General features: G+C 58.2%; 13 protein-coding genes, 1 tRNA gene and 1 pseudogene. 2 read left to right on the forward strand and 13 right to left on the reverse strand.

All coding sequences use genetic code 11. The features are described 5' to 3' along the window. Positions 1-40: 40 nt before the first annotated feature. On the reverse strand, positions 41-397 hold the full coding sequence (locus RBB29_RS14920; RefSeq protein WP_306121172.1) for a DUF2946 family protein: 357 nt from the start codon (positions 395-397) through the stop codon (positions 41-43). 227 nt (positions 398-624) lie between these two features. Here RBB29_RS14920 and RBB29_RS14925 point away from each other — a divergent pair, with 227 nt between their 5' ends. Both RBB29_RS14925 and RBB29_RS14930 read left to right on the forward strand, forming a co-directional pair. Beyond that, the gene (locus RBB29_RS14925) at positions 625-966 is read left to right on the forward strand and encodes a copper resistance CopC family protein (RefSeq protein WP_306114474.1); all 342 of its coding nucleotides are present in this window, start codon (positions 625-627) and stop codon (positions 964-966) included. Between the two features lie 3 nt (positions 967-969). Then, the gene (locus RBB29_RS14930; protein ID WP_306114475.1) at positions 970-1,842 is read left to right on the forward strand and encodes a copper resistance D family protein; all 873 of its coding nucleotides are present in this window, start codon (positions 970-972) and stop codon (positions 1,840-1,842) included. A gap of 464 nt (positions 1,843-2,306) precedes the next feature. Here the strand turns inward: RBB29_RS14930 and xerC are convergent, their stop codons facing one another. From xerC to RBB29_RS14990, 12 genes and pseudogenes are all read right to left on the reverse strand, one after another. Then, the gene (gene xerC / locus RBB29_RS14935; RefSeq protein WP_306114476.1) at positions 2,307-3,338 is read right to left on the reverse strand and encodes a tyrosine recombinase XerC; all 1,032 of its coding nucleotides are present in this window, start codon (positions 3,336-3,338) and stop codon (positions 2,307-2,309) included. Between the two features lie 98 nt (positions 3,339-3,436). Then, positions 3,437-3,805, reverse strand: a complete 369-nt coding sequence (locus RBB29_RS14940) for a helix-turn-helix domain-containing protein (protein WP_306114477.1) — start codon at positions 3,803-3,805, stop codon at positions 3,437-3,439. Then, the gene (locus RBB29_RS14945; protein ID WP_306114478.1) at positions 3,805-4,017 is read right to left on the reverse strand and encodes a helix-turn-helix domain-containing protein; all 213 of its coding nucleotides are present in this window, start codon (positions 4,015-4,017) and stop codon (positions 3,805-3,807) included. Before RBB29_RS14945 ends, RBB29_RS14940 begins: the two co-directional genes overlap by 1 nt. Positions 4,018-4,104: 87 nt before the next feature. Beyond that, positions 4,105-4,827 (reverse strand): hypothetical protein, encoded by a 723-nt coding sequence (locus tag RBB29_RS14950; RefSeq protein ID WP_306121173.1) that lies wholly within the window; start codon positions 4,825-4,827, stop codon positions 4,105-4,107. 216 nt (positions 4,828-5,043) lie between these two features. Next, positions 5,044-6,255 (reverse strand): site-specific integrase, encoded by a 1,212-nt coding sequence (locus RBB29_RS14955; protein ID WP_306114480.1) that lies wholly within the window; start codon positions 6,253-6,255, stop codon positions 5,044-5,046. 149 nt (positions 6,256-6,404) lie between these two features. After that, positions 6,405-6,494: transfer RNA gene (locus RBB29_RS14960), tRNA-Ser, on the reverse strand. A gap of 93 nt (positions 6,495-6,587) precedes the next feature. Next, complete coding sequence (locus RBB29_RS14965) at positions 6,588-7,307, reverse strand: alanyl-tRNA editing protein (protein ID WP_306114481.1); 720 nt, start codon at positions 7,305-7,307, stop codon at positions 6,588-6,590. After that, positions 7,308-9,743 carry a DUF3772 domain-containing protein gene (locus RBB29_RS14970; protein ID WP_306114482.1) on the reverse strand — a complete coding sequence of 812 codons (2,436 nt, stop codon included), beginning with the start codon at positions 9,741-9,743 and terminating at the stop codon, positions 7,308-7,310. After that, the gene (locus RBB29_RS14975) at positions 9,740-10,774 is read right to left on the reverse strand and encodes a cysteine synthase A (RefSeq protein ID WP_306114483.1); all 1,035 of its coding nucleotides are present in this window, start codon (positions 10,772-10,774) and stop codon (positions 9,740-9,742) included. Before RBB29_RS14975 ends, RBB29_RS14970 begins: the two co-directional genes overlap by 4 nt. A gap of 55 nt (positions 10,775-10,829) precedes the next feature. After that, the gene (locus RBB29_RS14980; RefSeq protein ID WP_306114484.1) at positions 10,830-11,972 is read right to left on the reverse strand and encodes an NUDIX domain-containing protein; all 1,143 of its coding nucleotides are present in this window, start codon (positions 11,970-11,972) and stop codon (positions 10,830-10,832) included. Between the two features lie 4 nt (positions 11,973-11,976). Continuing rightward, on the reverse strand, positions 11,977-12,435 hold the full coding sequence (locus RBB29_RS14985; RefSeq protein WP_371931509.1) for a TrgA family protein: 459 nt from the start codon (positions 12,433-12,435) through the stop codon (positions 11,977-11,979). 9 nt (positions 12,436-12,444) lie between these two features. Then, positions 12,445-13,644 (reverse strand): annotated as a pseudogene (locus tag RBB29_RS14990) (class I SAM-dependent methyltransferase); the annotation flags it as partial. Positions 13,645-13,669: the final 25 nt, after the last annotated feature.

Below are 13,669 nucleotides of genomic sequence, written 5' to 3' on the forward strand. Positions count from 1 at the left end.
AAGCCCGAGCGATCAGTCGCAGGGGCTGCTTGTCAGAAGATCAGGTGTGTTTTGGAGGCTTCTTGGCGCTCTCAGGTTCTGCCTTGGTCAAATGCAGATCGACCGAAGGAGTATGTTGGCACGTGATGGCATCGGTCATTGCAGGAACGGATGGCGTTGCGATCCCGCCTATGTGACAGCAGGCGATCATTGGGCAACTTGCATGGCCGTCATGCGCCGTGCCGTGATCCGCAGAGGACATATCATGATCGGCATGATCCATATCGGCGTGACCCGAATGATCCATCATCGGAGCATCCAGAGTCATCGCGGTATGAGCCTGTGCCATACCGAGGCCACTCAGTGAAATACCGAGAATAACAGCAAGCAGACTTGCCTGAACGATGAGCCATCTCATAAGACGCATGCCGCCTTCATAGCCAGAATCCGCGCTCTTACCAAGCGGCAACTCATCACCTGCGGCAAGATTTCCTACACATTGCTGTGAGTGCCAATGTTCGGATCACTGCACAAAAAAGTCAGGATTGACATTCCCCTTGCTGGAACGTTTAGCGTAAATTTCCGAACGCGTATCTATCTCTCGCGCGTTTGCAAAAAACAAACAAAAATCCGTGAGGGCAGACCATGAAATACCTGTTCGCATTCATCGTTATAATGCTCAATCCTTTAGGGGCCTTGGCGCACTCCGACATGCAGAAAACGACCCCGGAAAACGGTTCTGTTCTGAACCAAGTGCCTATTGAGATCGGACTGAACTTTACCGACAGGCTGCGCTTGACCGCCGTCAAAGCACGTCATTCCGATGGTGAAACACAAGCCATCGACCTTGGCGATCACAAAGGTTTTGAGGCGGAGTTCATGTTGCCCATGCAGCCAATGGGCACAGGTGTTTACGAGGTGGAATGGCGCGGGCTGGGAATGGACGGGCACGCCATGCAAGGCACATTCAGCTTCGAGGTCGAATAACCCGTGCCCGATATCTGGGCGCTCGCGGCAGTCGTCAGCAAGACCCTTTTGTATTTCGGGGTGTTGACCAGCAGCGGCCTGATACTAACCCGTTTCGTCTTTGCCTCCGAAGTCGCCGCTGTTTTGCCAGTCATGCGAAAATATGCGGTGCTTTGGACAGTGCTGGCTATCGCTGCAGCACTTGCCAGCTTTGCCCTGCGCGGTGCCGCTCTGACCGGCGATGCGTCCGGCCTGACCGATCCCGAAATGCTGGGTTTGATGTGGCAAACGCCCGTCGGCACCGCCCTTCTTCTCAGGGTCATTGGGTTGAGCCTAATGCTGACCGGGCTCCTGGTGGGTGGGCTTGGCTGGGCGGCGGCGGGATTGGGTGCGCTGACGGCACTTTGGTCCTTCATCACAATTGGACATCTTTCGGACGATATTGGCCTCTGGGCAAAACTTGTGTTGCTGACACACCTATTGGCGGTAGCCTTCTGGATCGGCATTTTGCTTCCGTTGAACCGATTGACCAGAACCACCGGCGACACGGTGTTGGCAGCCCGGCTCGGTCACCGCTTCGGACAAATTGCAACCGTAATCATCTCAGGTCTGATCGCGGCAGGCCTCGTTCTGGGCTGGTTGCTGATCGGTTCCTGGACGCATCTGTTCACCACAGCCTATGGCCTCAATATCATCGCGAAACTATGCCTGGTCGCAGGGCTATTGGGACTGGGGGCGTTGAACAAACTGCGCGTTGTTCCCGAATTGACTTCCGGAAACGCTCAGGCTGCGATTCATCTCTCAAAAACCGTATCAATGGAATGGTTGGTGTTCGTAGCCGTATTGCTAGCGACTGCCTCTTTGACAACGCTATTTGCGCTGCCTGGAAAGCCGTGACAGCCTAACCAAAAACCACATTTTCAGACATTCGTGCCGATCGCAGCATCTGCTAGACTGGGCTCCAACCCGTAATTCGACGCGTTAAAAATCAACGTCGGCAATGCTCTTAGAGACCCTCAGCTATAACGGATGTCGTCAGGAACTCGATCCGATCTGACACATTGTGTGGTGTAATTTGTGGTATTCAAAGCTATAGGTTATAATATATTATATAAATTCAATATATTATATCTATAATATTGCGGACACTATATCCGCCTACCAGCATTCCAACAGCATATTTCGGGTTAATGATCGTTCATCAAGCCACTGTCGACAACATTGCTATTTCTTCTAACTGTTTGTGGGTTGCAAGGTTGCAGTAGTGGCTGACAATTATCGTTTTACTTGTCTGACCAAAGTATTGCTTTCACGAATTGAAGGCACAGAGATTCGGGCAGATAGGCCATGGGAATCTGAGATTAACCTGCTCGGGTCCTGCCGAGCTTTCTAATCAGCTCCCTTTGCCGTTCCCTTGAGATAGGCAAGTACGATCCGACCGTGATGATTTCCCTAGAATGACCAACGTTCTGGCTGAACGCTTTGAACTCTTCACGGGTGGCGCAAATCTTGTCGACATAGAGCGACAGCGTCTTGCGGAAGCTGTGGGGTGTGAACTCGTGAAGTCCAGCAGTCTTGAACGCGGCTCGAATGATGGCGTTGATCTTTTGGCCGTTGCAGTAGGGTTCGCGAGATAAATCGGCGAAGTTGAAGCGTCCGTTTTTCAACGTCCGGTCTGGCTTGGGAAAGACCGCATCGCCCGGACCGAACAGTTTTTCCTCGCGCAGGTAAGTGATCCAGGACGCGAACGTGTCGAGATACATCTCATCGACTGGAAGGAACCAGGTTTCGATGGTCTTCCCGTTCTTGGTATCAACCTCGCGTCCGTCCTGGAAGATATAACCTTCCACGAGATCAACATGAGCGAGGCGCAGCGATGCTAAAGCACTGTCGCGCGCCGCGGTCAGCATCAACAAGGCAAAGATCGCCTTGTCACGTCTCTGCCGTTCCGTGTCTTCGGGCATCAGGCGGAACGCATGTGCGCATTGCTCCATAGACGGATACGCAATTGGGCGCGCCGCATGCGCAGCGCGGGCGTCCTTTGCGTTGTTGTTGAAGTAGTCGACATCATCATACGAGATACGCGACTTGAAGCCCGGGCGGCCTGCCAGCCATTTGAAGAAGGCTTTGACAGTGCGAAGGCGCGCATCCCGCGTGGTCAGGCTGAGTGGATCGCCAGTGCGGTGGTTCCGACACTTTTCCAGGTGCGTCTTGTATTTCCGCCCCCAATCGCGGTGGAAGGATTTGAAGTGTTTTAGATTCAGCGCCATTTCAAAGTCGCGCAGGCTGGCAGCAACTTGGTCGAGTGTCTTTTCGTCCTTGCCGTCTGCCTCGCGGAGGTAGGTGAGGTATTGGCGTTTCAGACGTTCGTTTTCCGCGTTTACTTGGGCCATGTGTCAGGTTCCCTCATGAAGTGATGGTTTAAGGCAGGGTTCACAGGTTCGATTAGTCGTACCGACTGTGCCTTTTTTCAGACTGGGGGGATGGCGTGTCATGCAGCACTCACAAACCGCGTGCAGGGGCGCTCGCAGACGTTGCAGAAGGCCCTAAGCATTGGCCTGCCATCTGAGGTCGTCGTGCGTTCTGTCAGCCCGAGAGCGGGTGTGCGTGGGGCCTTGCAGCCCGTGCAGTAGAACTCACCTGGTTTCAGGGGTTGTTTGCGGGCCGCTTCCCGTTCCTTCAGGAAGGCTTTGAGCTGCCAACCCAGTATCAGGTAGGGCCGCTGCTCGGTCAGTGCGGGCAAACCGTCCTTGATCCACTGCCTAACGGTTTGCGGTGATACACCAAGAAGCTCGGCCACTTCTTCAATCACGTAGCTTCGATGCGCCTTGATCCTGTTGATGTTGTAGAACCGACCCATCAGCCCCGCGCCTCAGCAGTGGGGTCAACCCGGTTGCCGTCGGCCCAGGCGTTCAGATCCGCGCCGCGATAGATGATCTTGCGCCCCAGCTTGTAGTAGGCGGGACCTATGCCCTTGTGACGCCACTGTGCCAGCTTCGCCCGGTCGCCGATCAAATTAAGTTCCGGATCACCCGGAAGGTAGTTTCGGTTCTGCTCGAATAAGGTCGCCATGTTCCAATCCTTTGTTGTTGGACTGGAACTGTTGGAACACGTCTAATTGGATTAGAAAAAATACAGTATCGCGATTGCAGTAAGGTCTTAGCTCTTAGTGCTTTCACCCAGTGAACCGAGTAATCCGCCTATTAGACCCATCGGACGATTGCTGGTGCGTCCAGACTCCATCATCTGGGCAAGCGAGTTGACCAATGGCTTCAGATCATCGTCAGTGACTTGCGCAACGGCATATTCGCCATGAGTTCTTACACCGGCTTTGATCTTCAGGAGCTTGAACGTTTTCTTGAGCGCTCGACTGTATGACGTTGAGGGATCACCCGTTATGGCCGCTGTGCCGTAACCAGGTCGTTGTCCTACTTCTTTTGCAAAGAGCTTCGCAAGCCTGATCGCAATTACGCGGGCGTAGTAGTCCGGCGCTCTATGGTTGATGTTCCAAAACTTTTCTTCTTGGTCAATTAATTCTTGTTGCCGCGCTTCCAACGCAGTCCAAAGCTCCAGCAAAACAAAGAGCGATGTGTTGTATCCGCCTGTTTCAGCAACGTTCTTGAGAGCAAGGCTTCTTGCATCCTCTATCTCTGAACGAGACGCCTGACTTCTTAGTTTCTGATCGATTACTGGTCGCAAGCGATCCACCAAGATACCTTGATCCGGTATGACCTTGTCCGGCGCCAACAAGTGAACCGTAGCGCGGAGGTTTTCGACGCACGCTTTGACTGCTTTTTGCTCGTATTGAAATTCGGCTTTGCTATCGTGCGCGTTTGGCTTGGTAATGTCGATTGGCGGAATTGGCGGTGCAAGAGCGTTCATGTTTGGTTGCCTAGGACTACGTTTTCCAAACGGCTCGAGCATTTCGTCAACGATTGCATGTAGCTGCTCGCTGATCTCGTACTGAGTTAACTCATCGGATTTTGCTTGCATTAAGGTAAGATGGTGGCGACCTTACTGTATTACAAGATAGCGCAGTGGATTGCGTTCGATTTAGCTTGGTTGGCAAGAAGGTTGTCGCAAGCCTGCCTTTCTGTATTAACTTTTTTCCTTTTTCGGCAAAGAAATCACCTTCGCCTCCGCATCAGCCACAAAATTCGACCACCGTTCCATGAGTGCGCGGCGTTTTTCGAGCAGGTCAGACCGCGCATAGGCCTGCTCGACCTGTGATCCGATTCGATGTGAGAGGCTCATTTCAGCCACTTCGCGCGGGGCATTGGCGACTTCGGACGCCCAGACACGGAAGGTCGAGCGGAAGCCGTGCACCGTGACGCCCTCGATCTTCATTCGGCGTAAGAGCATCAGCATGGACATGTTCGACAGCGGCTGGTGGCGCTTCTGGCCCTCGAAGACATAGTCAGAGTGCATCGCCTTGAGCGGCTCGATGATCTCCAGCATTTCCCGGGTGAGCGGCACGCGGTGTTCTTCGCCGGTCTTCATCCGCTCCGCCGGACAGGTCCAGACACAGTCCTCGAAGTCAATCTCGTCCCACGTCATGCCCAGCACCTCGCCCGTACGTGAACCCGTCAGGCAGGTGAACATCAGGGCCTTTGCCGCCATGGCATTACGACTGCGCAGATCCGCGTAGAAGGCCGGGACATCGCGCCAGTCCATGGCCTTGTGGTGCTTCACCTTCTTCTTGACCTTCGGCAGCACTCCCGCGTCTTTGATCGCTGTGACCGGGTTCTCGCCCTCGCGGAAGCCTTTGGCCCGCGCCACATCCAGCACCGTCTTGATCCGTTGCATCAGCCGCCGGGCGGTCTCGTGCTTTTCAGTCCAGATCGGCGATAGGCACATCAGGACTTCTGGCTGACCAATGCTGTCCAGCGGCATGCGCCCGATCTTGGGGAAGGCATAGTCGCGCAGCGTATTGATCCATTGCTGGCCGTGCTTGGGATTGCTCCAGGTCGGCAGCCGGTCGATATGCACTTGCTGGGCGAACTCTTCGAATGTCGGGATTTCCTGCTTCATGTTGTAGCGCGGGTTCAGCCCCTGCTTCGCCATGCGGCGATACTCCAGCGCCCGCTCACGCGCCATGTTGAGCGTCACCACATCCGCGCCGCCCAGGCCATAATCCGTGCGCATAGGTTTGCCGTTGCGATTGCGCTGTCCCTTGACCGTCACCCGCACGATCCAGCGCCGCGCCCCCGAGGAATCGACCACCAGATAAAGCCCGCCGCCATCCCCGTGTCGCCCCGGTCCGAGATTCTCAACCAGCTTCTTCGTCAGCTTTCCGGACAGTGTCGCCATGAATTATACCACATTCCATACCACCCAATGAACGAATATGGACATCATCGAAAAGAATTCAAGAGAAGAATGTTCACCGGATTTCGCCATAAATATATAGTTTACACCGCGCTTAATGCCGTTCAAACAAACTAAGGGAAAAGGTAAAGTGGCGGAGCGACAGGGATTCGAACCCTGGAGACGGTCTCCCGCCTACACACTTTCCAGGCGTGCGCCTTCGACCACTCGGCCACCGCTCCGTTGGACCGGTGTGTAGCCTGACTTTCTCAGCCTGTGCAAGAGGTGATTGATCCTGCACCCCGCTCTATTTCGGATCGTGGACCTGTGGCGACTCAGTCGGCCAAGTGCATATAAACCCGGCGGTTTTGACGGCCCTTCTTTTCGATTTTGCCGATGCGCAGCGCGCCGATTTCGGCGCTTGAGCGCACATGGGTGCCACCGCAGGGCTGAAGGTCGACCTGGTCAGCGTCGGTGCCGATCCGGATGAGCCGTACGCGGCCCGCGCCCATCGGCGGGGCCACGGACATGGTTTTCACGAGGCCCGGATTGGCCCGCAGATCGTCATCGCTGATCCATCCCTCGGTCACCGCCAGATCGCGGGCCACCAGAGCGTTGAGCGCGGCCTCGATTCCCGGTTTGTCCTCCGGGGCCTCCGGCATGTTGAAATCCAGCCGGCCCTTTTCGGTGCCGATCGAGCCGCCGGTTACCGGCAAGGGAATAACGACGGACAAAAGATGCAGGCCCGTGTGAACCCGCATATGGCGGTGGCGCCTCTCCCAATCCAGCACCTGTTCGATTTCCTGGCCCACGGGCGGCAGGGCCGCACCGTCACCAGGGATCAGGGCGATGCTCTCCCCCTCGCCCTTCACGGTTGTCATGATTTCCGCCCGGCCCGCCGCCCAGGTGATATGGCCGCTATCGCCCGGCTGCCCGCCACCGGTCGGGTAGAAGACGGAGCGATCAACAACAATGCCACCTTCGGGCGTATGTGCCATGACAGTCGCCTTCGCCCGGGTCAGGTATGGATCATCGAGGAAAAGCCGTGCGGTCATTCAATCGGCCTCTGCCTCGCCATCACCGGTTTCGTCATTTGTGTCTTTGACCCGGCGTGTGCGTTTCCTGGCGCTCTTGGCCGGTGCGGCGGCCTCCTCCGGGCGCGCGGCGGCGAGGGTTTCGGGATTGCGCAGCCAGACGTCACGCTGCGCAAACGGGATTTCGATGCTGCTATCGGCGAATTTCTGGGCGATCTCGTGGTTCATGTCCGAATGCACGCTCATCACCCAGTTCACATCCCGCAAAATGGCGCGAATTTCAAAGTCGAGCGAATCCGCCCCGAACCCCCGGAAAATGATGGCAGGCGGCGGATTAGCCAGCACCATGGGGTGCGCTTCGGCCACGTCCTTGAGGATCTGTTCGACTTGCCGCGTGTCGCTGCCATAGGCCACGCCCACCGGGACGATGACCCGGCCCACGGTATTGCCCCGGGTGTAGTTCGTGACCGTGCCACTGACCAGATCCGCATTGGGCACGATCACGTCGGAGCGGTCGAAGGTCTCGATGGTGGTGGAACGCACCGAGATGTCGCGCACATAACCATGCGTCCCACCCACTTCGATCCAGTCGCCCTCGGAAATCGGCCGTTCGATCAGCAGGATAATGCCCGACACGAAGTTCGACACGATGTTTTGCAGGCCAAAACCAATACCGACCGACAAGGCACCGGCGACGATGGCCAGAGAGCTAAGGTCGATCCCGGCGCTGGTGATGGCAATCAGAGCTGACAAGAAGATACCGATATACCCCACACCCGCGGTGATCGCATTGCGCCCGCCGGTGTCGAGCTTGGTCTTGGGCAGAATGGTGTTCTTCAGCGTCCCCTGAAGCATCCGGGTGAGGACGTAGCCAATGGCAAAGACAATCGCGAGCGTCAGAAAGATCGTCGGCGATATCCGCACACCGCCCAGATCGACCCCTTCGGTGAACTGCGTCCAAAGCTCGGTCAGGTCGGCCACCCGCGCACCCCAGATCAACGCGAAGATCGGGGCCGACAGGAGGACCAGCGCAAAACCGATGAGAACGGGGATGAGCGAATCCGAAATGCCATCGCTGCGGCCGCTGACAAAGGCGTAGACCTCGTTCACCAGCCGTTGCAGCACGACCAGCACCGCGACCAGCATGAGCGAAAATAGCGACGGCTGCATCAGCGATTGCGCCGCCTTGAAATATCCGATCGCCGCAAGGACCGGCGCCAGGATGGAGAGGACGATCACAGCCTGCGAGGCAAGCCGCAGCAAGCGGCCGCGATAGCTTTCGCCCGCGCCTTCTTCGGCGCTGCTCCTGGCATGGGCCATCAAAAGCCGGGCAACCCGGATCAGAAGAAGCGATGCGATGACCATCACCGGGAACAGCACGACATTGGTCGCCGCCTCGGACCATTCGGCATATTCCGACATCGCGTGCAGCAGGTAGAATGTCGAAATCACCACGCCGAGCGAGGCGCCGTAGAAGCGGCCCGAGCGACGCTGCTGATCGTTGAGACTGGCCAGCGGCGAGCGCAGCTGGATCGACGGGAAGATCCGCATCGAAAGCCACCGCGCCAGCAGGTAGATGAACACCGCCCGCAACAGCGCCGACAGGAAGAGCGTGCCGCGCACCCCCACAAGCCCGGTCACATAGGCCGCTTCGACCAGCGCAAATGTACCGAGAAGCGGCAAGACCAACGCGCCCAGAGAGACCACGTAAGCCGCCACCCAACGCCCCGCACCGGGAACCCGGTCATCGTCTTCGCAAAGCACGTAGCGCACCAACCGCTTGGTCCACCGACGACCGCGCGCGATCAGGATAACGCCAATGGCCGTCAGGACCAGGAAACCGGGCAAGTCCTCCTTGGTCTCCGCGCGTTGCTCGGGGTCGTTCCATGCGCCGACGACCTCGTTCCGGATGATGTCAAAGGCGGCGTAAAGACCCTGCGCCCCCGCGACCCAATGCGCGGGGTTGAGCGGCGATGGACCGAAATCCAGAAGCTCTTCGGTCTGGCGTTCACGAATGATGCCGTCAATGCCCGAAACCATGCTGTCAGCGCGGGTATAGGCAAGTTCGGCGCGTTTCACCGGCGCCTGAAGCTGCGACAGCCTCGAGTTAAGCTCCTGGCGTTGCGAGGCAATGTCCTCGGCTTCGGAGCCATCCTCGGGCGCCGGGCCGATCGCATCCAGTTGCGCCCGCACCGTGGCAATGGCGGCGCGATTTGTTTGCTGCGCATCCAGAAACTGCTGCCGCCAGTTCACGATCTCGTTGCGGAGCTCTTCAAGGGCGGTATTCGACGCGCGTTTGGCTTCGATTGCACGCTCCGTGAAGGTCGCGACATTATCCCAATCGGTGTAGTTCGGCGTGGGGTTCGCCGGTTGCGCGGAGGCGGCGCCTCCCAATGCAGAAACGGCCACCACCAGAAGCAGTGACAGGGTCAGCAGCAGAGGCCTCAGGCGTGTCATGCTTCTTCAAAAACGCCCGGAATGGCCCGCGGCGCAGTTGTCAGCCAATCGGGCGTCGGAAGGCCCTTTTCGCGCAGGAATTCGGGGTTGAACATCTTGGATTGATAGCGCGTGCCATAGTCGCAAAGCACCGTGACGATCGTGTGACCCGGCCCCATTTCACGCGCCATGCGCATGGCCCCGGCGATGTTGATCCCCGACGATCCGCCAAGGCAAAGCCCCTCTTCGCGCAGAAGGTCAAAGACGATCGGCAAGGCCTCGTTATCGGGGATTTGCCAGGACATATCGGGGCTGAACCCTTCGAGATTGGCGGTGATGCGCCCCTGCCCGATGCCCTCGGTGATCGAGCTGCCCTCGGCGGCGGCCTGCCCGTCGCGGAAAAGCGTGAACATGCCCGAACCCATTGGATCGGCCAGCGCCACCTTGACGCCCTTGGGCTGCAACGCCTCGCCCACGCCCGCCAGCGTCCCGCCGGAGCCGATGGCACAAACGAACCCGTCAACCTTGCCGCCTGTCTGCTCCCAAATCTCCGGACCCGTCGACTCGACATGGGCGCGGCGGTTGGCGACGTTGTCGAACTGGTTGGCCCAGATCGCGCCATTCGGGTCGCTCTTGTTGATCTCCTCGGCCAGGCGACCGGAATAGCGCACGTAGTTATTGGGATTTTTGTATGGCGCAGCAGGCACTTGCACGAGTTCCGCACCGGCCAATTGGATCATGTCCTTCTTTTCCTGGCTCTGGGTCTCGGGGATCACGATGACCGTCTTGAAGCCCATCGAGGCCCCCACCAGCGCCAGACCGATACCGGTATTGCCGGCGGTCCCTTCGACGATCGTGCCGCCCGGGCGCAGATCGCCCCGTTCAACCGCGTCCTTGATGATGTAAAGCGCCGCACGGTCCTTGACCGATTGCCCGGGATTCAGAAACTCACACTTGCCCAGGATGGTGCACCCGGTTTCTTCACTGGCTTTTCTCAGCTTGATGAGCGGCGTGTTACCGATGGCCGCGGCCAGATCCTCTGCGTATCGCATTGCCTGATGCTCCTGTCTTGACGCCCCCAAGGTGTATGTCCTGACGGGGGCAACATCAAGCGCCTGATCGGGCTCCAGCTCGCAGCCTTTCACGTTCGCGTTGCAGCCACAGAAGGCACAAGATCAGCGGCCCGTTCGCCGCCTCACCCGACGGGATCAGGTTCATGGCACGATCAAATGAGATCACATGGGTGCGAATGTCCTCATCCTCGCTTTCAAGGCCACCCGCGCCGACCCGGGTGTCCGGCAGATCGCAAAGACCCACATAGCAATGGAAAAACTCCGTCGAACATCCCGGCGAGCAATAGTGGCTCGACACATGCTCCAACCGGTCCAGCGTCAGCCCGGCCTCTTCAACACATTCGCGGCGTGCGGTGTCCTCCGGCGGCTCCCCCGGGTCCACCCGTCCCGCCACCGGCTCCAGCATCCAGGGGAACGGATCGCCCCGCCCGAACGGCCCCATGCGGAACTGTTCGACCAACAGCACCCTGTCGCGTACCGGATCATAGGGCAGCACAATCGCGGCATCGGTCGCCACGAAGACCTCGCGCCGCACCGGTGTGCTCTGCCCGCCCTTGAAGAGCGGATGGCGCAAGGTGAACTCGCGGGTCAGGAAAAATCCGGCATGGCGGTTATGCTGCGCGTCTATCTCGACGTGACCGGCCCCCATATCGCTGCGTACATCGGTCGGCGCCGATGCCCGTGCGGCCACCCGCGCGGCAGCCCGCACCATGATCATGGGCATCATTCGGGCCAGCGCGTCATGCTCGTTCATGCCGAAATGTTGCCCGACCTCTTCGGCGGCCATGATACTCATGAGGCCCCATTTGCCCTGCCACGCCTCGAGCCGCCAATCGCTGACCAACTCAGGGCCGGTCTCTGACGGCACAAAAACCCTGGCGGAGACTTCAACGCCGTCCAGAAGTACCTCGCGTGTCACAGCCCCAAGACCAAGCCCATGAGCGAAATAGCTGATCCGAGCCTGCGCCTCTTCTGACAGGTCGTCTTTCAGGAAATCCTTCAAAATCGCGCCCTTGACCGCGCCCTCTGAAGGAAACAGCGTCGGAAAACCGAAATCGCCTTCCTGGCTCAGGCCATGGCCGGGCAATTCGGCCGCAACGGAGCGCAGGGATTGTCCGGATATCGCCGTCAGCAACGGCAGCCAGGCCATTGGGCCATAAACAAAAACCGGGGTCATGCCCTCAGGACCAGCGGCGCGATGCCCATTCTGCAACGACCCCCGAAAGGATGCCACCCACCACCAGCGTGATGATAAGGTTCGCGTCCAGAAGGCTGCTGCCGAAATCCACGGCGATCTCGAAAACCGCGACGATCCCCTCAACCGGCCCCTCATAGCGGCGCTGGAGGGCCAGCTTGAGCATCTCGTTGAAACTCTGCAGGAACAGCGCCCAGAACACCAAGGCGGCCATGCCTGTCAGCCCGGCACTGAAGGATTCGAGATAGCTCCGCCCAACCCGCGTGCCGACGATGAACCAGCCACAGGCCAGGCCAAGCGCCAGGTTGACATAGTTGAACCAGCCGAAGTCCGTGCCTTCGGGCATCAGGGGCCGCACCAGATCAGAGGCATACCACGCAACCGCAGCCAGAACGATTGCGGCGGCCATCTTGGCGGCTGTGGGCATTCGGTCTGTGACGGGCATTTTTTGCGGCCTTGTGACTGTGATCTGCACTACATCGCAATTACCGCTTTGGAAGGCCCCCGCACAAGAGGTCAGATAAAAATTCCACATCCGGCGGAATCTGTCGTCAAAACCGAGATCGGCGATCTGATCCCATTTCGCGTTGAAGGTTTCATGCCAGCGGCGCAGTGTCTGGCTGTAACTCTGGCCGAAAGCCAGCGAGTTCGCCACGCGCAGCCCGGCGCGGTCGATCTCCTTGCCAAGCGCCCCCGGGCTTGGCAGCATGCCGCCCGGGAAGATATATTTCTGAATGAAATCAACACCCTTGCGGTAGGTATCCCACCGGCGGTCTTCAATGGTAATGATCTGCAACGTCGCCTGCGCCCCGGGCCGCAGCCTGTCGCGCAGCGTATCGAAATAGGCGGGCCAGTATTTTTCGCCCACCGCTTCGAACATCTCTATGCTGGCAATACCGTCATACATGCCGCGCTCATCGCGATAATCCTGGAGCTTGAACTCAACGAGATCCGATATCCCTTCTTTTTCAATGCGTTCTCTGGCGAACTTCAACTGTTCTTCGCTGATGGTCAGCCCTGTGACCCGCAAGCCACGCTCCTTGGCCGCATATTCGGCAAATCCACCCCAGCCGCAGCCGATCTCCAGCACGTGATCGCCTGGTTTCACGCCCATCTGGTCAATCATGCTCTCGTATTTTGCGATCTGCGCCTTCTCCAGGCTCTCCTGCCCGGTGCGGAACAAGGCACTGGAATAGGTCATCGTATCGTCCAGCCACATGGCATAGAACTCGTTGCCCAGGTCGTAATGATAACTGATGTTGCGGCGTGCCTGCTTGCGGCTGTTTCGGTTCATCCAGTGGCGCAGGCGCTCATAGGCACGCACGAAACCCATGCCCGGAAAACCATCATAGATGACCTCGTTATCGTGGTGCACAAAATCCATGAAGGCCTGCAGGTCGGGCGTGCTCCACCACCCTTCAAGATAGGCATCACAAAAGCCAAGATCGCCCTCGCGGATCAGTCGGGCAAAGCAATCGGGGTTATGCACGGCAATCTCGGCCACCGCGCCCGGCTTGCGGCCCTCTGCACGGAAACGTCGCCCGTCGGGCAGCACGAAATCCAGCCGTCCGTGGTTGACTTTCTTCGTCATTTCAAACGCCTGCGCGAAGTAGCGCGGCAGGTTTGGCTCACCCTTTATGTCGGTCAGGATCATGCACCCTCCGATTTTTGCCATTAGG

This window comes from Roseovarius sp. MMSF_3359, from assembly GCF_030733385.1.
GTDB lineage: Bacteria > Pseudomonadota > Alphaproteobacteria > Rhodobacterales > Rhodobacteraceae > Roseovarius.